At 69.0% G+C, this 20,079-nt stretch carries 23 protein-coding genes; 13 read left to right on the top strand and 10 right to left on the bottom strand.

The features are described from left to right. The first annotated feature begins 105 nt into the window (after positions 1-105). The 3 genes from DDF67_RS06090 to DDF67_RS25265 all read left to right on the top strand — a co-directional run bounded on the left by DDF67_RS06090 (position 106) and on the right by DDF67_RS25265 (position 6,022). The gene (locus DDF67_RS06090; protein WP_109100032.1) at positions 106-1,626 is read left to right on the top strand and encodes an aldehyde dehydrogenase (NADP(+)); all 1,521 of its coding nucleotides are present in this window, start codon (positions 106-108) and stop codon (positions 1,624-1,626) included. A 422-nt stretch (positions 1,627-2,048) separates the two neighbouring features. Beyond that, positions 2,049-5,288, top strand: coding sequence for an autotransporter outer membrane beta-barrel domain-containing protein (locus DDF67_RS06095; protein WP_109100033.1), 3,240 nt, complete (start codon positions 2,049-2,051; stop codon positions 5,286-5,288). Between the two features lie 8 nt (positions 5,289-5,296). Further along, positions 5,297-6,022, top strand: coding sequence for a response regulator (locus tag DDF67_RS25265; protein WP_158278005.1), 726 nt, complete (start codon positions 5,297-5,299; stop codon positions 6,020-6,022). Positions 6,023-6,164: 142 nt separating this feature from the next. Here the strand turns inward: DDF67_RS25265 and DDF67_RS06105 are convergent, their stop codons facing one another. Continuing rightward, positions 6,165-6,665 carry a hypothetical protein gene (locus DDF67_RS06105; protein ID WP_109100034.1) on the bottom strand — a complete coding sequence of 167 codons (501 nt, stop codon included), beginning with the start codon at positions 6,663-6,665 and terminating at the stop codon, positions 6,165-6,167. 165 nt (positions 6,666-6,830) lie between these two features. Between DDF67_RS06105 and DDF67_RS06110 the strand changes: the two genes are divergently transcribed. Continuing rightward, positions 6,831-8,144 carry a M20/M25/M40 family metallo-hydrolase gene (locus tag DDF67_RS06110; RefSeq protein ID WP_109100035.1) on the top strand — a complete coding sequence of 438 codons (1,314 nt, stop codon included), beginning with the start codon at positions 6,831-6,833 and terminating at the stop codon, positions 8,142-8,144. Between the two features lie 853 nt (positions 8,145-8,997). Here DDF67_RS06110 and DDF67_RS06120 read toward each other — a convergent pair. The 3 genes from DDF67_RS06120 to DDF67_RS06130 are packed head-to-tail and all read right to left on the bottom strand — an operon-like array spanning position 8,998 to position 10,897. Beyond that, positions 8,998-9,447, bottom strand: a complete 450-nt coding sequence (locus DDF67_RS06120; RefSeq protein WP_109100128.1) for a flagellar basal body protein — start codon at positions 9,445-9,447, stop codon at positions 8,998-9,000. Beyond that, the gene (locus DDF67_RS06125) at positions 9,447-9,782 is read right to left on the bottom strand and encodes a rod-binding protein (RefSeq protein WP_109100037.1); all 336 of its coding nucleotides are present in this window, start codon (positions 9,780-9,782) and stop codon (positions 9,447-9,449) included. Before DDF67_RS06125 ends, DDF67_RS06120 begins: the two co-directional genes overlap by 1 nt. Beyond that, positions 9,782-10,897 (bottom strand): flagellar basal body P-ring protein FlgI, encoded by a 1,116-nt coding sequence (locus DDF67_RS06130; RefSeq protein WP_109100129.1) that lies wholly within the window; start codon positions 10,895-10,897, stop codon positions 9,782-9,784. Before DDF67_RS06130 ends, DDF67_RS06125 begins: the two co-directional genes overlap by 1 nt. Before the next feature lie 235 nt (positions 10,898-11,132). Between DDF67_RS06130 and fliX the strand changes: the two genes are divergently transcribed. Together fliX and dksA are read left to right on the top strand one after the other, a co-directional pair. Then, complete coding sequence (fliX, locus tag DDF67_RS06135) at positions 11,133-11,561, top strand: flagellar assembly regulator FliX (protein ID WP_109100038.1); 429 nt, start codon at positions 11,133-11,135, stop codon at positions 11,559-11,561. Between the two features lie 223 nt (positions 11,562-11,784). Then, positions 11,785-12,213: an RNA polymerase-binding protein DksA gene (gene dksA / locus DDF67_RS06140; RefSeq protein ID WP_058346549.1), complete on the top strand. Its 429-nt coding sequence runs from the start codon at positions 11,785-11,787 to the stop codon at positions 12,211-12,213. A 125-nt stretch (positions 12,214-12,338) separates the two neighbouring features. On the opposite strand, the gene DDF67_RS06145 is transcribed toward dksA, so the two are convergent. Beyond that, positions 12,339-12,992, bottom strand: coding sequence for a J domain-containing protein (locus DDF67_RS06145; protein WP_109100039.1), 654 nt, complete (start codon positions 12,990-12,992; stop codon positions 12,339-12,341). 58 nt (positions 12,993-13,050) lie between these two features. On the opposite strand from DDF67_RS06145, the gene DDF67_RS06150 reads away from it, so the two are divergent. After that, positions 13,051-13,323: a BolA family protein gene (locus DDF67_RS06150; RefSeq protein WP_109100130.1), complete on the top strand. Its 273-nt coding sequence runs from the start codon at positions 13,051-13,053 to the stop codon at positions 13,321-13,323. Between the two features lie 89 nt (positions 13,324-13,412). Beyond that, positions 13,413-13,844, top strand: coding sequence for a cytidine deaminase (gene cdd, locus DDF67_RS06155; protein ID WP_109100040.1), 432 nt, complete (start codon positions 13,413-13,415; stop codon positions 13,842-13,844). 158 nt (positions 13,845-14,002) lie between these two features. On the opposite strand, the gene DDF67_RS06160 is transcribed toward cdd, so the two are convergent. The 3 genes from DDF67_RS06160 to DDF67_RS06170 all read right to left on the bottom strand — a co-directional run bounded on the left by DDF67_RS06160 (position 14,003) and on the right by DDF67_RS06170 (position 15,380). Then, positions 14,003-14,224: a YdcH family protein gene (locus DDF67_RS06160; RefSeq protein ID WP_101720125.1), complete on the bottom strand. Its 222-nt coding sequence runs from the start codon at positions 14,222-14,224 to the stop codon at positions 14,003-14,005. Between the two features lie 83 nt (positions 14,225-14,307). Continuing rightward, the gene (locus DDF67_RS06165; protein WP_109100041.1) at positions 14,308-14,757 is read right to left on the bottom strand and encodes a TIGR02444 family protein; all 450 of its coding nucleotides are present in this window, start codon (positions 14,755-14,757) and stop codon (positions 14,308-14,310) included. A 5-nt stretch (positions 14,758-14,762) separates the two neighbouring features. Continuing rightward, the gene (locus DDF67_RS06170; RefSeq protein WP_109100042.1) at positions 14,763-15,380 is read right to left on the bottom strand and encodes a UbiX family flavin prenyltransferase; all 618 of its coding nucleotides are present in this window, start codon (positions 15,378-15,380) and stop codon (positions 14,763-14,765) included. A 133-nt stretch (positions 15,381-15,513) separates the two neighbouring features. On the opposite strand from DDF67_RS06170, the gene DDF67_RS06175 reads away from it, so the two are divergent. Further along, on the top strand, positions 15,514-15,687 hold the full coding sequence (locus tag DDF67_RS06175) for a YdcH family protein (RefSeq protein ID WP_058346543.1): 174 nt from the start codon (positions 15,514-15,516) through the stop codon (positions 15,685-15,687). Between the two features lie 71 nt (positions 15,688-15,758). Here DDF67_RS06175 and DDF67_RS06180 read toward each other — a convergent pair whose 3' ends face one another. Further along, complete coding sequence (locus DDF67_RS06180) at positions 15,759-16,472, bottom strand: DUF1013 domain-containing protein (RefSeq protein WP_109100043.1); 714 nt, start codon at positions 16,470-16,472, stop codon at positions 15,759-15,761. 231 nt (positions 16,473-16,703) lie between these two features. Further along, positions 16,704-17,678 carry an NAD(P)H-quinone oxidoreductase gene (locus DDF67_RS06185; RefSeq protein ID WP_109100044.1) on the bottom strand — a complete coding sequence of 325 codons (975 nt, stop codon included), beginning with the start codon at positions 17,676-17,678 and terminating at the stop codon, positions 16,704-16,706. A 74-nt stretch (positions 17,679-17,752) separates the two neighbouring features. Between DDF67_RS06185 and DDF67_RS06190 the strand changes: the two genes are divergently transcribed. The 4 genes from DDF67_RS06190 (at position 17,753) to DDF67_RS06205 (ending at position 20,067) form a co-directional block, all read left to right on the top strand. Further along, complete coding sequence (locus DDF67_RS06190) at positions 17,753-17,959, top strand: DUF1192 domain-containing protein (RefSeq protein WP_101712357.1); 207 nt, start codon at positions 17,753-17,755, stop codon at positions 17,957-17,959. Positions 17,960-18,113: 154 nt separating this feature from the next. Then, positions 18,114-18,626 carry a protease adaptor protein RcdA gene (rcdA, locus tag DDF67_RS06195; RefSeq protein ID WP_058350123.1) on the top strand — a complete coding sequence of 171 codons (513 nt, stop codon included), beginning with the start codon at positions 18,114-18,116 and terminating at the stop codon, positions 18,624-18,626. A gap of 74 nt (positions 18,627-18,700) precedes the next feature. Then, positions 18,701-19,489: a bifunctional hydroxymethylpyrimidine kinase/phosphomethylpyrimidine kinase gene (thiD, locus tag DDF67_RS06200; RefSeq protein ID WP_109100131.1), complete on the top strand. Its 789-nt coding sequence runs from the start codon at positions 18,701-18,703 to the stop codon at positions 19,487-19,489. Continuing rightward, a complete protein-coding gene (locus tag DDF67_RS06205; protein ID WP_109100045.1) occupies positions 19,486-20,067 on the top strand; it encodes a nucleotidyltransferase family protein in 582 nt (193 codons plus the stop codon). The genes thiD and DDF67_RS06205 overlap by 4 nt, the downstream gene beginning before the upstream one ends. The last annotated feature ends 12 nt before the right edge of the window (positions 20,068-20,079 follow it).

Genomic DNA, 20,079 nt, shown 5'->3' on the forward strand with positions numbered 1-20,079 from the left:
GCCATGCCAAATAAGCATTGGTTGCGCTAACATTGGACTGACAACCGGACGCGGAACGGCCTATATGCGAGGCCATTCCCGTCCGCCAAACGCGAGCGCCCGCCCATGACTGAACTCCGCAGCCTGAACCCCGCCACCGGCGAGCACTTCGGCGAGGTCTTCCCCGAACCGACCGCGGAGCAGATCGAGGCGGCGCTGGCCGCTGCGAACGCCGCCTTCGACGTCTATCGCGAGACCGACCTCGAAACCCGCGCAGCCTTCCTCGAAGGCGTCGCCGCCGAGATCGAGGCCATTGGCGACGACCTGATCGTGCGCGCCATGGCCGAGACCGGCCTGCCGCGTCCGCGCCTCGAAGGCGAGCGTGGCCGCACCACCGGCCAGCTGCGCCTGTTCGCCAAGACCGTCCGTCAGGGCGACTTCCTGGGCGCGCGCATCGACCCGGCCCAGCCGGAGCGCAAGCCGCTGCCGCGCGCCGACCTGCGCCAGCGCTTCATCGGCCTGGGTCCGGTCGCCGTGTTCGGCGCCAGCAACTTCCCGCTGGCCTTCTCGACCGCCGGCGGCGACACCGCCGCGGCCCTGGCCGCCGGCTGCCCGGTCGTGTTCAAGGGCCACCCGGCCCACCCCGGCACCGCCGCCCTGGTCGGCGCGGCCATCAGCAAGGCCGTCGAGAAGGCGGGCCTGCCGGCCGGCGTGTTCTCGCTGCTGACCGGCCAGACCCACGAACTGGGCGGCGCCCTGGTTCGCGACAGCCGCATCAAGGCCGTCGGCTTCACCGGCTCGCGCGCCGGCGGCGTGGCGCTGATGAAGATCGCCAACGAGCGCCCCGAGCCGATCCCGGTCTATGCCGAGATGAGCAGCGTCAACCCGGTGATCCTGTTCCCGCACGCCCTGGCCGCCCGCGCCGAGGCGCTGGGTGCGGCCTTCGTCGGCTCGCTGACCATGGGCTCGGGCCAGTTCTGCACCAACCCAGGCCTGATCTTCGCCCTGGCCGGTCCTGACTTCGATACGTTCGTGGCCTCGGCCTCGGCCGCCCTGGCCGGCGCCCATCCGCAGGTCATGCTGACCCCGGGCATCTTCGGCGCCTATGAGCAGGGCGTCGAGAAGCTGGGCTCGCGCCCCGGCGTCACCGTGGCCGCCCGCGGCCTGGTCGGCGAAGGCTGCAACCAGGGCCAAGGCGCCCTGTTCGTGGTCGAGGCCGAAACCTTCGCCGCCGACCCGGCTCTCAGCCACGAAGTGTTCGGTTCGTCGTCGGTGATCGTCCGCTGCCCGGACGTCGCCACCCTGGCCGGCCTGCTGGAAGGCCTGGAAGGCCAGCTGACCGCCACCCTGCACCTCGACGCCGAAGACGCCGAGCAGGCGCGCGGCCTGCTGCCGATCCTCGAGCGCAAGGCCGGCCGCATCCTGGCCAATGGCTGGCCGACCGGCGTGGAAGTGGCCCCGGCCATGGTCCACGGCGGCCCGTTCCCGGCCACTTCGGACGGCCGCTCGACCTCGGTCGGCACCCGCGCTGTCGAGCGTTTCCTGCGTCCGGTCTGCTACCAAGACCTGCCCGACGTGCTGCTGCCGGCGGCGCTGAAGGAAGCCAACCCGCTGGGCGTCAAGCGCGCCATCGACGGCGTGCTGTAAGCAAGGACCGGTCCTTCGGGATCAAGAAGAGCGCGCGGGGGAAACCTCGCGCGCTTTTTCCTTTTCAGAACATCCGCTCGGCCAGCAGCCACAGGCTGAAGACGAGGCACGAGGCGGGGATCAGCACCTTGCCCATGGCGGGGCTCCTTGGTCGATGGAGCCATCATCGCCGATCGCGGAATCGGCGGCTTGGACGCGCCCGCTCCGCCGTGGACATTCTTGCGACGGCGTCTAAATCGCCGTTTTCGCCGGCCGGTCGCAACACTTGGCGGGCGAGCCTGCACGCTGGCGACAACCTTCCGGCCGCTTTGAAACGGAAGTGTATCGGCGTGCCGCTCGCCGTAGCCGCGCGGAAATTTGCGAGACACGCCTGGGCCATGCAGGGCCCCTAAGCCTCGGAGGTTCCTTCAAGCGGGTCCTCCATGTCGCGTAAGCTTCTGATCCTCTCGGCCGCCGCCCTGCCGATGCTGCTGCACGCCGCCCAAGCGGCCGCCGAGACGGAAGTCACCAGCAGCAGCCGCACGACGCCGATCGCCACCTCGACGGCCGCGAGCGGTGCGGCCGACGACGTCAAGGTGACCACCGACGGGGTGATCACCTACAGCGCCGCTGGCGCGATCGCGACGGTCGACAGCAGCAACACCCTGACCAACAACGGCACGTTGAAGAGCGTCGACGTCTCCAGTTCCACCGGCATACTGATCAACGGCGGCGTCACCTCGACGGTGACCAACGGCGGCACGATCAGCCTGACCGAGGACTACGACTACGTCGATAGCGACAGCGACGGCGACTATGACGGCCAGTTCGCGCTGGGGACCAACCGCTACGGCGTCCGCCTGACTGGCTCGGGCGACTATACCGGCACGATCGAGAACAGCGGGACCATCACCATCGAGGGCGCCAGCTCGGTCGGGATCATGCTGGAGTCGTCGGTGATCGGCGACATCCTCAACTCGGGCTCGATCGCCGTCACCGGCGACGACGGCTATGGTGTTCGCAGCACCGCCAAGGTGACGGGCAATATCGTCAGCGACGGCTCGATCACGGTGCTGGGCGCCAATAGCGTCGGCCTGGCGGTCGATGGCGAGGTCGACGGCTCGGTCATCGTCCAGGGCACGATCACCGCCACCGGCTATCGCTACACCAGCCGCTACACCGATCCCGACGACGAGGCCCTGCTGGACGCCGACGACCTGCTGCAGGGCGGCTCGGCGGTGAAGATCACCAGCAACGTCTCCAAGGGCCTGGTGCTGGACGCCCCGCCCGAGGACACCAACGACGACACCTCCGACGACGAGGACGGCGACGGCGTCACCGACAGCGACGAGGGTACGGCCGCCGTCTACGTCTATGGCGGCGCGCCGGCGATCCAGATCGGCTCCAACAGCCAGGCGATCACCCTCGGCTCGGCCGGGGAGGGGATCTACGACTACGGCCTCGTCATCCGCGGTTCGGTCGGCGCCTATGGCGTCCATGCGGGCGTTGCGGCCACCGGCGTGCAGATCGGCGGCTCGGCCGGCTACGAGACCCAGGTCGTCAACGGCATCAACCTGGAAGGCTCGATCTCGGCCAGCGCCTACGAGGCCGACGCCATGGGCCTGCACCTGACCTCGGGCGCGATCGCTTCGATCCTCGACAACAGCGGCGCGCTCAGCGGTTCGGTCGAGGCCGAGGGCGGCTCGAACGCCTACGCCCTGCTGATCGAGGCCGGCGCGACCATGAACTCGGTCGTCAACAGCGGCAGCATCCTGGCCACCCTTTCGGGCGAGACCGGCGACGCCAACGCCATCGTCGACCGCTCGGGCACGCTGACCAGCATCACCAACACCGGCACGATCGCCGCCTATGTGGTGGCCACCGACGACGACTATGACACCGACGACAGCGACACCGACGCCTCGAACGAGACGGTCACCGGCAAGGCGGTCGCCATCAACCTGCAGGCCAACACCACCGGCGTGACCATCACCCAGACCGGCGTCAACGACGGCGACGACGACGACGACGGGGTGGCCGACACCGATACCGACGGCGACGGCGTGGACGACGCCGACGAGCCGACGATCATCGGCCAGGTGCTGCTCGGCTCGGGCGACGACACCCTGAACCTGCTGAACGGAACCCTGATCGGCGACATGTCGTTCGGCGACGGCGCCGACACGCTGAACATCGACGGCACGGCCCATGCGATCGGCGGCCTCTACGACAGCGACGGCAAGCTCTCGATCAACATCGGCAATGGCGGCCTGCTGATCACCAACACCGACACGATCAAGGCCACCAGCCTGAACCTGGGCTCGGAAAGCACCCTGGTGTTCACGGTCGATCCCAACGCCGGGACTTCGACCCAGCTGGTGGTCGACACCGCCACCATCGCCAGCGGCGCCAACCTGGGCCTGGTCTTCAACAACCTGCTGACCGACGCCAGCACCTTCAAGGTGATCTCGGCCGGGACCCTGACGGCCGGCGAGATCGACCAGGACCTGCTGGGCGACGCGCCCTACCTCTACGTCGCCCAGGCCCGCACGCAGGATAACGACGTCCTGATCGACGTGCGCCGCCGCACGGCCGCCGAGGCCGGCATGACCACGGGTCAGACCGCGGCGTATGACGCGACCTTCGCCGCGCTGAGCGCCGACGACGACATCGCCAGCGCCTTCCTGAGCCAGTCGACCAGCGACGGCTTCTACAATCTCTACAACCAGATGCTGCCCAGCACCGGCGAGGGCATGTTCACCACCCTGCAGGCGGTGCAGCAGCAGATCTCGGCCTCGACCGCCATCCGGCCTGACGGCCAGGACCGCTACGGTCCCGACAGCGTCTGGGTGCAGGAGATCAACAGCCTGGTGCGCATCGAGGATGGCGAGAACCTGGGCTCGGACACCAAGGCCACCGGCCTGGTCGCTGGTTACGAGGCCATGGGCGACGCCGGCGGGGCGCTGGGCGTCACGCTGGCCTTCGCCAGCCTGGAAGAGAAGGACACCGCCGCCAAGGTGGGCGAGGAGACGACCGCCTCGCTGTTCCAGGCCGGAACCTACTGGCGCCGGTCGGTGGGCGGCTGGCGCTTCAACCTCGGCGGAAGCCTTGGCTACATCCGCTTCAACGGCGACCGCAGCTTCATCAGCGAGGACGTCGACGGCGACGATGTCGCGGACGTGGCGATCACCAACACCGCCTCGTGGAACGGCTTCACCACCAACGCTTTCGCCGGCGTCGGCTACGAGCACAGGTTCGGCCGCAACTACATCCGCCCCGAGGCGCGCCTCGACTACGTCTACCTGTGGGAAGGCGAGCGCAAGGAGCACGGCGGCGGCGAGGGCTTCGACCAGACCGTGGCCGCGCGCAAGTTCGACAACCTGTCGGGCGACATCGGCGTGGCCTTCGGCCGCGAGTTCGGCAAGGAGGTCTGGGTTCGTCCCGAGGTCCGCGTCGGATATCGCAAGAGCCTGGCCGGCAAGTACGCCGACACCACGGCCTGGTACTCGGGCGGCACGCCGTTCACGATCCTGGCCAACGCCGAGCGCACCGATGCGGTGACGCTGAATCTCGCCCTGCGCGCCGGCTCCGACCTTTCCTATTTCGCCCTGGAGGGCGGGGCCGAGGCCTCACGTCGCCAGACCCGTTATTCGGCCCGGCTTGTCGGCCGGGCGATGTTCTGAGAACGCCCGTGAGACCCCGCCTGCTCATCGTCGACCCCGACGTCGACTCCCGCGCCGCCATCAGCTCGCTGCTGGGCCGGTTCGACCTGGAAGTGCTCGAGGCCGCCTCGGCCCGCGAGATGGACCAGATCCTGGGCCGCACCCAGATCGAGCTGGTCGTGATGGACATCCTGCTGCCCGACGAGGCGGGCCTGTCGGTCTGCGCCCGCCTGCGCCGCCTCAACCCCGCCCCGGGCGTGGTGGTGGTCAGCGCCGTCGACGACGAGAGCGACGTGGTCGTGGGCCTGGAGATGGGCGTCGACGACTATATCGCCAAGCCGTTCCGCCCGCGCGAAACCGCCGCCCGCATCCGCGCGGCGGTGCGCCGCCGCCAGGCCTGGCGCGCGCCCGAGCCGATCGCCGCCCCGCCGGTCTACCAGTTCAGCGGCTGGCGGCTGAACGTGGCCACCCACGAGCTGTTCGATCCGCGCGGCGACTCGGTGAACCTGTCCTCGGCCGAGTTCCTGGTGCTGTGGACCCTGGTGGCCAAGCCCCAGCAGATCCTCACCCGCGACCAGCTGCAGCAGGGGCCGCCCGAGGCCCGCAGCAAGGCCCCGCCCCAGCAGATCAACGTCACCATCAGCCGCCTGCGGAGCAAGCTGCGCCGCGCCGAGGGCGGGGCGCAGATGGTGCGGACCGTGCGCCATGCGGGCTACATGTTCGCGCCGCGGGTGGACCGGGTTCACGCGGACTGAGGCTTGGAGATCCTCCCCCTCTGGGGGAGGCGGCCGAAGGCCGGCGGGGGGAAGTTTTCAGCCGCCGCGGTCCTGGCCGGCTATAGCGCCAAGCCCCCCACCGATCGCTGCGCGATCGCCTCCCCCAGAGGGGGAGGTTCCTTCACTTCTTCCGCACGAAGACCAGACTCTGGTCCGGCGGGCCGGGCTTTCCGTCGATGTCCTGCTCGACCAGGATGGTGTCGGGCGCGGTGACGCCGACGCGCATGCTCTGGCGGCGGCCGGTCTGGCCGTGGGTCATCACCGCCACGCTCGATTGGCCGGTGCGCTCGACGCTGAGGGTCACGAAGTTGAAGTTGACCACGGCCCGGGTCGGCGAGCCGTCCAGGGCCGCGTCGGCGAACTGGATGGCGGCCACGCCCTCGTCGTCCTCCTCGACCAGCGTCCAGGCGATCGCCTTGCCGTCGTCCTTGGTGATGTCGAGCTCGCCGCTGATCGGCGCGGTTCCGGTCAGGCCCTCGTTGAAGCGCGAGCGCGACAGGTCCAGCGTCCATTTGCCGGCCACGCCCAGAGGACCCGTGACGGGAGGCTGGGCCAGGGCGGGAGCGGTCGACAGCAGCAGGCCAAGGCCCGCGAGCGCGGCGGCGACTTTCAGGTGGGCCATGGCTTGGGTTCCGGACGGAGTGGCTTACGAAGGGTCAATGTCGGGTGGCGAGCGGCGTTCGTCCAGAGGACGCGTCCAGATCATTTGGGGCCAGATGATTTGGGGATTGCCAAGCGCGCTGCCGCCCCGCTCTGGTCGGCGCACCTGGAATCGGAGCCTTCGCCCATGCGCCGTCTGTCGCGTTCGATGCTGTTCGCCGCCTCGCTGTTCGCGGCCGGCGCCCTCTACGGTCCCGAGGCCGACGCCGCCGAGAAGACCGACACCTCGGTCAAGGCCGTGCAGAAGATCGTCGGCGGCCAGGGTTTCAAGGCCGCGGTCAGGCAACTGGACGCCGATTACGATCGCACCGTCGCCGACATCGTCACCCTGACCGAGATCCCCGCGCCGCCGTTCAAGGAGGAAAAGCGCGCCAAGGCCTATCTGGAGATGCTCAAGGCCGTGGGCCTGACCGACGTCGAGATGGACGCCGAGGGCAACGTCATGGGCGTGCGGGCCGGGACGGCGACCAAGGGCAAGGGCCCGTTCGTGGTCATCGCCGCCCACCTCGACACCGTCTTCCCCGAAGGCACCGACGTGAAGGTCAAGCGCGAGGGGACCAAGCTCTCGGCCCCGGGCATCGGCGACGACACCCGCTCGCTGGCCGTGCTGCTGGCCTATGTGCGGGCGATGGACGCGGCCAAGATCAAGACCAGGGCCGACATCCTGTTCGTCGGCAATGTGGGCGAGGAGGGGCCGGGCGACCTGCGCGGGGTCAAGCACCTCTTCACCAAGGGCAAATACCAGGGCCGGATCAGCGCCTTCTTCTCGATGGACGGCTCGGATCCGTCGCGGATCGTCGACCGCGGCGTGGGCTCCAAGCGCTATCGCGTCACCTTCAAGGGGCCGGGCGGCCACAGCTACGGCGCGTTCGGCGTGGTCAATCCGATGACGGCCATGGCCCAGTCGGTGGTCGACCTCTATGCGGTCAAGCCGCCGGCCGATCCCAAGACCACCTATTCGGCCAGCGTGGTGGGCGGGGGCACCTCGGTGAACTCGATCCCCAACCAGATCTTCCTGGAGTTCGACATGCGCTCGGAAAGCGCCGCCGAACTGGCCAGGCTGGACCAGACCTTCATCGGCATCCTCGACAAGGCCGTGGCCGGCGAGAACGCCGCCCGCTCGACCAAGCCGGGGGTGATCTCCTACGACGCCAAGGTGATCGGCGAGCGCCCGGCCGGCGGCGCCGATCCGCAGGCGACGATCGTCACGGCCACGGCCGCGGCGATCTCGGCCCTGGGCTTTACGCCCGAGCACGAGGCCTCGTCCACCGACGCCAACCTGCCCATGAGCCTGGGCGTCCCGGCCATCACCATCGGCGCCGGCGGCAAGGGCGGCCGCGCCCACGCCCTGGACGAGTGGATCGACATCGAGAAGGGCGAGACCCTGAAGGGCATGCAGGTCGGCCTGGCGGCGCTGCTGGCCGTGGCGGGGGTGGAGTAGCCTCGCCTTTCGGCTCTCGCACTAGATGCTCCCCCTGAAGGGGGAGCTGTCGCGGAGCGACTGAGGGGGAAGTGACTGCTGCCTTTGATGGCGCACTGACCTCATCAGGGACTTCCCCCTCCGGCCCTTTGGGCCACCTCCCCCTTCAGGGGGAGGATCTTTGGGTACGGGCTCGCGCTCTCACGCGGCTTGCCGCTGAGCTTATGGAGAGGGCGCGGGGCGTCCGGGCTTCGCCCGGATGTGTGAGTTCTAAGTACCGTTTCGACGAAGCATAGACGCCCCGCGCGATCGTTTGTCCTCAGGCCGGGACGCGCGGGCCTCTTCCGCCCTGTGCCCCTTCCCCATGCAGTGCTCCCCGTTTCTTGACGGCCAGGCGTGCATGGCGGCGCGAACCCTTGGACGGGCGGGAGCCTAGTCAGGCAAGCTCCCGATGGATGGGTTTACGTCCCCCATCCTCATTTAAGCCTTCAGGCCCGGCTCACGCCGCTCCCTCAGCCCCGCTCGATCGCATCCACGTCGCACGCTTCGGGCCGGATCCTTGCGCCCTCTCCCTGCGACGGGACCCAATGATTATGCAGTGGGTTTGAGCGCGTCTGATTGATGAGCGTGAAAAAGTTACAAGCAAGTGATATCGTTCAGGATTTTTCGGCGAGCGCCGCGGATCCACGCTGCTCTATCCCCATAACCGGGAACCTCCCCCTGTGGGGGAGGCGATCGCGAAGCGATCGGTGGGGGGAGCGGTGGGAAACCGGCCGGCCCACAGCACGCTGAAAACTTCCCCCCACCGGCCTACGGCCGCCTCCCCCACGGGGGGAGGTTCCTGAATCCGTCTTCCTCGCCCTTGTGGCGAGGCTCACGCCTTGCGGTTCAGGGTGATCGCGGTGGCGTTGTTGGCGTAGCCGGCGCCGTGGGCGCTGGGGCCGTAGCCGGCGGCCTGCGGGCGCTGGGCGGCGATTTCGTTGGCGACGGCGCGGACGAGGCCCTCGGTGACGGTCTTGGCGGCGGCGATGGCGCGCGACTGGCGGGCGAGGACCGCGTCGAAGGCCTCGGTGGCGCGGACCAGCCGGCGGCGACGGTCGGGCTGGGCGGCCTGGACCAGGGCGACGTTGCCGCGCACCCGGGCCGACTCGTGGCGATAGACATTGGCCAGCTTGGCCGTCTCCTCGACGTGGCGGGCGGCCTCGTGCGGGCGGCGGGCCTCGAAGGCGGTGGCCTGCCTGGCGATCAGGTCGGTCAGGCGCTCGGTCAGGATGATCAGCTGTTCGACGCGCTCGTCAGAGGCGGAGAGGGGGGCGGAGGTCATCATTGGGCGGCCTCCTGCAGGCCCTGCATCTTCAGCATCTCGCGCTGGACGGTGGCGGCGACGCCGATCCCGCCCGACTTGGTGACTTCCTTGGCCATGGCGTCGGTCAGCAGCGACTTGAACATCTCCTCGCCCTGGCCGCCGCCGAAGGGCTCGGGCGTCTTCACGCCCTCGAACATCGACTGCATCATCACCGACAGGAACGAGGCTTCGAACTTCTGGGCCGTTTCCTTGATCTTGCCGCGCTTGAGCAGCTCGGCGGCCGAGGCGGCCGTCGGGCCCTGGCTGGCGGTCAGGCCGGTGATCGGCGGCGAGGTGAGGGCGAAGCTGCTCATCACATCACCTCGATGTCGGCTTGCAGGGCGCCGGCGGCCTTCACCGCCTGCAGGATGGTGATCATGTCGCGCGGGGTGACGCCCAGGGCGTTGAGGCCGCCGACCAGGCTCTTCAGCGACGCGCCGCCGCCGAGCGTGATCAGCTTCTTGCCCTTTTCCTCGTCGATGCTGATCGCCGATTGCGGGACGACCGCGGTGCGGCCCTGGCTGAACGGGGCGGGCTGGCTGACGGCCGGGGTCTCCTGGACCGAGATGGTCAGGTTGCCCTGGGCGATCGCCACCTGGCTGATGCGGACGTCGTCGCCCATCACCACCACGCCGTTGACCTCGTCGATGATCACCTTGGCCGGGCCGTCGGGCTCGACTTCCAGGTTCTCGATGGCGGTCACGAAGCTGATCATGTCCATGCCGGCCGGCGAGCGGATGGCGACGATGGTCGGGTTCTGGGCCTGGGCGCAGCCCGGGAACTTCGAATTGATGGCGTCGGCGATGCGGCGCGAGGTCGTGAAGTCGGGGTTGCGCAGCGACAGGCGCAGCTCGCTCATGGCCACCATCTGGAAGCCGGTCTCGCGCTCGACGTCAGCGCCGGCGGCGATGCGGCCGGCGGTCGGCACGCCGCGGCTGATCGAGCTGCCCGAGGCGCCGCCGGCCGACACCGCGCCGGTCTGCACCTGGCCTTGCGCGACGGCGTAGGTCTGGCCGTCGGCGCCTTGCAGCGCGGTGACCAGCAGGGTGCCGCCCTGCAGGCTCTTGGCGTCGCCCATTGCCGAGACCGAGACGTCGATCTTCGAACCGGTGGCGGCGAAGGGCGGCAGCTTGGCGGTGACCATGACCGCCGCGGAGTTCTTGGCGTTGAGGTTGGCGTCGCGGACGTTGACGCCCTGGCGCTCCAGGAGGGCTTCCATGCTCTGCTTGGTCATCGGCGCGTTGCGCAGGCTGTCGCCCGTGCCGTTGAGGCCGGTGACGATGCCGTAGCCGATCAGGTGGTTATCGCGCACGCCTTCGACGGCGACGATGTCCTTGATCCGCGACTTGGCGGCGGCCGGGGCGGCGACAACGGTCATGGCCGCGAGGGCCAGGCCGGCGAGAACGGAGCTGAAAAGTGAACGACGCATGGACTTCCACATCGAGGACGCAATTCCGTCGCGGCCCATGCCAGAACCGGGCCAACGGAAAAGATGAGGAAAATCAATGTGTGGGGCGGGCAAAAACGCGTGCGACAATCCTGTCCGGCAGATTCTGCCCGGCATTAACCATACCGCAAGCGCGCTTCTCGAATATGAGTTCTCATCGGGGAGCGCGACTCCCTATATGTAGGCGTTCAAGACCAGCTGTGGAGCGACGGTCGTCATGAAGGTTTCGAGCACGGGAGGCGTGGGCGCGGCTGGCGCATCACGCGCGCGGCCGACGGGCGGCGGGTCCAGCTTTGCGTTGCCCAGCGTCGGCGCGGCCGGCGGCGTCGCCGGAACCGCGGCGGCCGGGGGCCTGGCGGGCGTGGGCTCGCTGGACGCCCTGCTGGCCCTGCAGGCCAACATGGATCCGACCGAGCGCAAGCGTCGGGCCATCCGCAGGGCCGACGACATCCTCGACATTCTCGACGGCCTGAAGATCGCCGTGCTGGACGGGGAGGTCTCCCCCGGCACGATCGACAAGCTCAAGCGGGCCGTCCGCGAGCATCGCGAATCCGTCGACGATCCGAAATTGCAGAGCCTGCTCAACGAGATCGAGACGCGCGCCGCCGTCGAAGAGGCCAAGCTGGCCGTCATGCGCGGCGCTTGAGGAACAGCGGGATGGAACCTCTTTCCCTTTCCCGCGATTTTACAGCCCCGGTCGGTGCGGCGAAGCTCGCCGTCAGCGTGAGTCGCCGTCGCCTGCATGGGCGGTTCGCAGGCGCTCGCGCGCCTGAACGCGCCACTCATGCGACGTTCATTGAACGGGGCTATCGTTTTGGTATAAGCACACCGCCCGCTCAGGGCGGAGTTCATCGGGGCGTGAGGCGTTGATGCAGACGGCCACTGTTCTTAAAGAACCGGACACCTATCGTCCTTCGGACGACGAGCCTTTCATGAACGAGCGTCAGCTTGAATATTTCAAGCAGAAGCTGCTCGGCTGGAAGGAAGAGATCCTCCGCGAATCTCGCGAGACGGTGTCCCATCTTCAGACTGAAACTGAAAACCATGCCGACCTCGCCGATAGGGCGTCGTCGGAAACCGACCGGGCGTTGGAACTGCGGACCCGCGACCGGCAACGGAAACTGATCTCCAAGATCGACCAGGCGTTGCGCCGCGTCGAAGACGGCAGCTACGGCTACTGCGAAGAGACCGGCGAGCCTATCGGCCTGGCCCGTCTCGACGCCCGCCCGACCGCCACCCTGAGCCTCGAGGCCCAGGAGCGTCACGAGCGCCGTGAACGCGTCCATCGCGACGACTGAAGCCCCTTTGGGGGCCTTCGGGCCTGACTGATGTGTTTCGAACGGCCTCGCCCCAAGGGCGGGGCCGTTTTCGTGCTCGCGGTCGCCGAAGGCGGCGGGTGGGGAAGGGCGGGGCGGCCAGGGGCCTACTTGGCCAGGCCCGACTTCTGCAGGGTCTTGTAGGCCTTGATCACGCGCTGGAGCTTGTGCTCGGCGCTGCGGTCGCCGCCGTTCATGTCGGGGTGGCAGCGCTTGAGCAGTTCCTTGTAGCGCGTGCGGATGGCCTGGGCGTCTGCGTCGACGTCCAGGTCCATGTCGGCCAGGGCCTGGCGCTCCAGCTTGCCGATCGCGCGGCCGGAAGCGGCCGACTCGGCGCGGCGCTGCTGGGCGCGGAACAGGCCGAAGGGGTCGGCCATGTTGCGGGCGTCGCGGGCGGCGGCGGCGGCGGCCTCGCGCGAGCCGGCGTCGGCCTTCATGCTCCAGGTCGGCCGGCCGCCGGTCATCTTCTCGCGCTCCTGCTCGGCGCGAATCTGACCCTCGTTCATGCCGGCGTAGAAGTTCCAGTTCTTGTTGTACTCGGCCGCGTGCTGCTGGCAGAAGTTGTAGTACTGGCCGGGCAGGTCGCGGCTCTTGGGCGCCTTGGCGTCGGCCGGACGCAGGCAGTCGGCGTGGTCGCACCGTTTCTGGCCGGGCTTGAGCTTGTAGACGTCGTCCGCGCGCGGACCCTCCTCCTCGCCCGGCTTGGGCGGGCGGACTCGGATGTCGAAGAACTTGGGGCGATACTCGAACGCGCGGCTCATGGCGCTTAGAGTAAGCGCAGGCTATTTCCGTTCAAGGATTGACATGCCGGAGATCACCATGGGCGCCGTCGCGGACACCATCGAAGCCAAGCTCAAAGCCGCTTTTTCGCCGACCCGGCTGGAGCTGGTCGACGACAGCGACCGCCACAACGGCCATGCCGGCCACCGCGAGGGCGGCGAGAGCCACTTCAACCTGACGATCGAGGCTCAGGCCTTTGCCGGCAAGCCGCGCGTGGCGCGCCAGCGCCTGATCTTCCAGGCCCTGAGCGAGGAGATGGCCGGCCCGGTGCACGCCCTGTCGATCGTCGCCCTGGCGCCCGGCGAAAGCTGATGCTCGGCGTGCGGTTTGCGCTTGCATAACCGTCCCGCGACTGATTGCCTCGGTTCCCGGCGCGATCCTGCCGGGATCCGAGGGATGGCATGAGCGCCGCACGACTTTCTTCCGACTTTTCAGACGCCGACGAAGCCGCCGTCGCCGCGCGGCTGCCGGCCTATCTGGCGCGGTCCTACGCCCGCTATTCCAACTTCACCGTCGCCAGCGCCGTCGTCGACGACCAGGGCGGGGTGCATTTCGGCGTCAATGTCGAGAACGCGGCCTATCCGTCGGGCACCTGCGCCGAGCAGACCGCCATCGGCGCGATGATCACGGCCGGCGGCCGCAGGATCGAGCGCGTCTACATCGCCGCCGGATCGGACGCGGTCGTCCAGCCCTGCGGCGCCTGCCGCCAGCGCATCGGCGAGTTCGCCAGCAAGACCTGCGAGATCGTCTCGGTGCAGGGCGGGGCGGCGACCGTCCGCACGCCGTTCTGGAGCCTGCTGCCGCAGGCGTTCGGGCCGGGGGATCTGGAGTAGGGGTCTGGAAACCTCCCCCGAACCCAGATCCTCCCCCTGAAGGGGGGCGGAGGGCCGGAGGGGGAAGTTTCTGCTGAGATCGTGAAGCCGCTGGCGTGGGACGTTGCTTCCCCCTCAGTCGCTTCGCGACAGCTCCCCCTTCAGGGGGAGCATCTTGTTCAGGCGATGATATCCGGCGTCACCTGGTCTTCGAGGCGTACGATCTCGTCCTTCAAGGCCAGCTTGCGGCGCTTGAGGCGGGCGATCTGCAGCATGTCGGGCTGGGGGCGTTCCTCCAGGGCCGTCACGGCGTCGGAAAGATCCTGGTGCTCCTCGCGCAGCGTCGCCAGGCGGCGCTCCACCGCGATGACGGTGTCTTCCGAAGGATCGTCATCATTCATGGACGTTCCCCCTGTCTGAGCCCTAGTCCGAAGGCGGTGATAGATAGCAAAGCCTGACGGCCGGTAAAGGTCTCTCGGGCGTGTCAGGCGAGGGCGTCGGCAAGTCGGGCCAGGGCCGCCTCGTGCGGCGGGGCGCCGACGGCGCGGGCGGCGGCCAGCAGGGCCCCGTAGACGTCGCGGGTGGCGGCCAGCGGGCCGCAGGCGGCCTCCAGGCTTTCCATCAGCAGCTTCTCGCCGGCCAGTTCGGCGGCCTTGACCTGCTCGCGGAAGGCCTCGCGGGCGGCGTCGTCGATGTCGGGACGGGCGGGCTTCAGCGCCCGGCGCACGCCGCGCAGGGGCGCGCCGACCTCGGCGTCCCAGGCGCGGACCAGGGCCGCGGCCCGCGGCAGGTCGACGGTCCGGCCCTCAAGCGCCGCCCAGGCGGCCCACAGCAGGAACGGCACGTTCTGGCCGTGGGCGTCCTGCAGGTGCAGGCAGGCGGCTGCGACAGGCTGTCGCGCATAGACGGATAGCGCCCAGTCCCAGAACCGCATGGCCGTTAATTTTCGTCCGTTTGGTTGACGGTGGGCAGGTCTTCGCCCCAGCGCTTCACCGGACCCCAGGAGAGGCCGAAAAGATCCAGGGCGCGGCCGACCGACTGGTCGACCATCTCCTCGATCGAGGCGGGCCTGGCGTAGAACGCCGGAACCGGCGGGGCGATCACCGCGCCCATCTCGGACAGCTGGGTCAGGGTGCGAAGGTGGCCAAGGTGCAGCGGGCTTTCGCGCACCATCAGCACCAGCCGCCGTCGCTCCTTCAGCGCCACGTCGGCGGCGCGGGTCAGCAGGGAGGAGGTCACGCCGGTGGCGATCTCGCTCATAGTCCGCACCGAACAGGGGGCGACGATCATGCCCAGGGTGCGGAACGAGCCCGAGGCGATCGAGGCCCCGACGTCGCCGATCCGGTGGGCGACGTCGGCCATGGCCGCCACGTCGCCGACCGAAAGTCCGGTCTCCTGGGTCAGGGTCAGGGCCGCCGACTTGCTCATCACCAGGTGGCTCTCGACGCCCAGGTCGCGGCAGGCCGCCAGGGTGCGCAGGCCGTACAGCGCGCCCGAGGCGCCGGAGATTCCGACGATCAGACGAGGCTTGGAGGCGGGTGCTTGAGCGTCCGTCATGGTGAATTTTCGTCCGTCACGGGATGAAGCGGCGCCACGTCAAGCGCTGCTGGTTGCAATCATATGTGATCTGACAGTCCGGGCCAGCGGGTGTTCACTCCTTGCGTCAACAGCCCAAAAGGAGGCCTCACCGATGGCCATCGAATCCCGTATCCGCGAGCTGGGGTCCCGTCACGAGAACCTCGACCGCACGATCCAGGAGGAGACCAACCGTCCGGGTAGCGACGCCACCAGGCTCCGAGAGCTCAAGCGGCAGAAGCTCAGGCTCAAGGAGGAGATAGAGGGGCTTCGAGCCCGGCTCCATTAAGCCTCACGAGATATAGAAAAGGCCCATCCGAGCGTCGGATGGGCCTTTTTGCTGTCCGAAGCGGACGAGGATCAGTCCTCGTCGTCCTCGTCGTCGACATTGCCCGAGAACGAGCCGAACACGTCTTCGGCCTTGGGCTCGGCGCGCGAGGCGCGGATGTCGCGCTCTTCCTGCTCTTCCTCGCTGAGATAGGCGGTTTCGGCCGCCGGGCGCAGGGTGGGGTCTTCGGCGACGATGCCCTTCTTGGCGTCGTCCTTGGCCTTCTTCTCGGCGGCCTTCTTGACCAGGGCGTCGAGCTCCAGCTGGCCGACCAGGCCCAGGGTCACCGGATCGACCGGCTTGATGTTGGCCGCGTTCCAATGGGTGCGCGCGCGCACCTGCTCGATGGTGGCCTTGGTCGTGCCGAGGATCTTCGAGATCTGGGCGTCGGTCACTTCCGGGTGGTGTCGGATGAACCAGGCGATGGCGTCCGGACGGTCCTGGCGGCGCGACACCGGGGTGTAGCGCGGAGCCTTCTTCTGCGGCTTCAGCAGCTCGGCGTGACGGCTGACCTGGGCCTTCATGCGGTAGTTCGGGTTGCCCTGGGCCTTGTCCAGTTCTTCGCGGGTCAGCTGGCCGTTGCCGATCGGATCGGCGCCGCGGATGTCGCGCGCCACTTCGCCGTCGGCGATGCCGCGGACTTCCAGCGGGTGCAGGCCGCAGAAGTCGGCGATCTGCTCGAAGCTCAGCGAGGTGTTGTCCACGAGCCAGACGGCGGTCGCCTTGGGCATCAGGATCTCGGACATGCGGTCCTCCAGAAATGACGGCGCCCGACCTTTCGGCCGGGCGGGGTTGTTCAACACCGAGCTATAATGCGGTTCTGAGCGAAAGGGAACGGGGATCGATCATCTCTTGCTTCGCGTGCTGGCGCCTCAAGATCCTCCCCCCGAAGGGCCGGAGGGGAAAGCGGCTGCTGACACGTCGCTATCACTTCCCCCTCAGTCGCTCCGCGACAGCCCCCCTTCAGGGGGAGCATGTCAGGTCGTCAGCACCACCTTGCCCACGTGCTCGCCGGCCTCCAGGTGCGCATGCGCCCTGGCCGCTTCGGCCAGGGGGAAGGTCGCGTCGACGATCGGCGAGAGCTTGCCCGCCGCGATCCACGGCCAGGCCGTGCGCTCGACCTCGGCGGCCAGGCGCGCCTTTTCGTCGGCGGGACGGGGGCGCAGGGTCGAGCCCGTGATCACCGCGCGCTTCTGCATCACCTTCATCACCGGAACCTCCAGCGTCCCGCCGGCCAGGGCGGCGATGTAGACGATGCGGCCGCCGGTCTTCAGGGCGTCGAGGTTCTTGTCGAAATAGGCCGCCCCGACCATGTCGAGCACCACGTCGACGCCGCCCGCCGCCTTGGCGATTTCGGCGAAGTCCTCGGTCTTGGCGTCGACGGCGAGGTCCGCGCCCAGCTCCAGCGCCCTGGCCTTCTTGTCGGCCCCGCGGCCGGTGGCGATGACGATCGCGCCGGCCGCCTTGGCCATGGCGATCGCCGTTGTCCCGATACCGGACGTCCCACCATGAATCAAAATGGTCTCGCCAGGCTTCAGCGCGCCATGTTCGAACACGTTGGCGAAGACGGTGAAGACGGTCTCGGGCAGGGCCGCGGCCTGGACGAAATCGAAGCCTTCGGGGATCGGCAGGGCCTGGCGGGCGTCGACCGCGGCGTACTCCGCGTAACCGCCGCCGCCCAGCAGGGCGCAGACCTTGTCGCCGACCTTCCAGCGTCCGGCGGCGACCTCGACCTCGCCGGCGACCTCGAGGCCCAGCGTGGTCGGCGCGCCCGGCGGCGGCGGATAGAAACCCAGGCGCTGCAGGATGTCCGGGCGATTGACGCCGGCGGCGCGCACGCGGATCAGGATCTCGCCGGGGGCCGGCTGGGGGCGTTCGACCTGCACGGGGCGGAGGGCGTCGGCCGCCCCCTTGCCGCCTTCGATCTCGATCGCGGTCATGGTTTCCGGCATCGGCTTTGGCTCCGTCGCGCTTGCGTTGCGCCCTAGGTAGGCGTCTCATGTTCGGTCGGAAAGGGAGGTCACCCATGATCGAAGAGCCGGTCGAGCCGCGCGCGTTCCGCGGCGACGCGCTGAACACGGCCACGCACGAGGATCTCGAGATCTACGGCGTGCGGGAACTGGAAGAGCGGATCGAGGCCCTTGAAGCCGAGATCGCCCGCACCAAGGCCCAGCTCAGCAAGAAGAAAGCGGGACGGGCGGCGGCCGATGCGCTGTTTGGTCGCCTAGACTAACGAAAGGTTTACGCTAGCAGTGGACGCTGTTCTGCGCCTGTCGGTCGCTATCGAATCGGGCGGTCGCTAAACGGGACGTTAAGACTTGGCACGGGGGTTGCAGTCGTCTCCGTCAAGCGAGACGTCCTCGCGGCCTTAGGGGCATTGAGTAGACATGACCGATCCGAACGCGTCCACGGCCCCCTGGCGGGCAGGAGTCATCCAGGACTTCGCCCGCTCGGAATTGTTCGACCGCACCTTCGACGAGGGCATGCTGCTGGTCGAGGAGACCGCGGCCTATCTCGACGGGGCCGGCCGACACGACAGCAAGATCCTCTCGCGCAACGCCGCCCTGGCCTATGCGAGCGAGAGCATGCGCCTGACCACGCGCCTGATGCAGGTGGCCTCGTGGCTTCTGGTGCAGCGGGCGGTGAAGGAAGGCGAGATGGCCCCCGAGGCCGCCTGCGCCGAGAACTACCGCCTGGCCCTGGAGGCCGGCGAACAGCAGGCCGCCGTCGAGGACCTGCCCTTTGGCCTCGTCAGCCTGCTGCAGCGTTCCGAGCGCCTGTACGAGCGCGTCCGTCACCTGGACCAGCGCATGTATGTCGAGGCCGCCGCCGTCGACGAGGCCCCGCGCCCCGTCCAGGCCCAGTTCGACCGCCTGACCGCCGCCTTCGGCGCGGCCTGACACCGGTTCAACCGCGTTCAAAAGCGGGGTAGGAGAGGCGCGTGACCCAAGCGCCTTCTTCCGATTCACGATTTCTGGGCCGCGTGCTCGTCCTGGCCGGATCCGATTCCGGCGGCGGCGCCGGCATCCAGGCCGATATCAAGACCATCACCGCCCTGGGCGGCTACGCGGCCACGGCGATCACCGCCGTCACCGTGCAGAACACCCTGGGCGTCACCGGCGTCCACCCGATCCCGCTGGAGGTGATCGAGGCCCAGGCCCGCGCCGTGCTCGACGACATCGGCGCCGACGCCTTCAAGACCGGCATGCTGGGCGACGTGGGCGTGGTCGAGACCGTGGCCCGCGTGCTGGCCAGCGCTCCGCAGGTTCCAGCCGTCGTGGATCCGGTGATGATCGCCAAGGGCGGCGCAGCCCTGCTGGCCGATCGGGCGATCGATGCGGTCAAGTCGCTGATGATCCCGCGCGCGGCCCTGCTGACCCCCAACGCCCCCGAGGCCAGCGCCCTGACCGGCCTTGCGGTCGAGACGATCGACGACCAGCGCCGCGCCGGCGAGGCCCTGCTGGAGCTGGGCGCTCACGCCGTCCTGATGAAGGGCGGCCACGTGGCGGGCGAGCGGGTCGTGGACCTCCTGATCACCCGCCAGGGCGAGACCAGCTTCGAGGGCGAGCGGATCGTCACCCGCCACACCCATGGCACCGGCTGCACCCTGGCCTCGGCGATCGCCGCCGGCCTGTCGCAAGGCCTGCCGCTGACGGACGCCGTCGCCCGCGCCTGGAACTACGTCCACGAGGCCATGCTGCGCGCGCCGGGCCTCGGGCGGGGTCAGGGGCCGCTCGATCACGCCTGGCCGGTGCGCGGATGAGCGAGCTCCAAACCCGCCTGATCGAGATCGTCCGCGCCACGCCGACGACCATGCAGGTGTTGCGCACCGTCCGCGATCTTGATCTGCCCGACTGGATGATCTTCTCCGGCGCGGTCTACCAGCCGGTGTTCAACCACCTGACGGGCCGTCCGCTGGACTATGGCATCAAGGACTACGACGTCGCCTATCACGACGACAGCGACACCTCCTACGAGGCCGAGGACGTGGTCATCCAGCGCGTGGCCGCCGCCTTCGAGCCGCCGCTGCGCGAGCTGGTGGAGGTGCGCAACCAGGCGCGGGTGCACCTGTGGTTCGAGAAGAAGTTCGGCGCCGACGAGCCCTATCCGGCCCTGCGCTCCAGCGCCGAGGCCTTGGAGCGGTTCGTGGCCACCGCCTTCTGCGTCGGCGTGCGGCTGGAGGCCGACGAGACCTTGCGCGTCTGGGCGCCGTTCGGCCTGGAAGACCTGTTCGCCATGCGCCTGCGGCCCAATCCGCTGCGGGTGAAGGGGGCGGGCGGCTGGGCGCGCACCACCGGTTCGGCCAAGGCCCGCTGGCCGGAGATCAGCGTCGAGGGCTGAGCGCTCTGGACG

Origin of the sequence: Caulobacter endophyticus (assembly GCF_003116815.1) — a bacterium.
GTDB lineage: Bacteria > Pseudomonadota > Alphaproteobacteria > Caulobacterales > Caulobacteraceae > Caulobacter > Caulobacter endophyticus.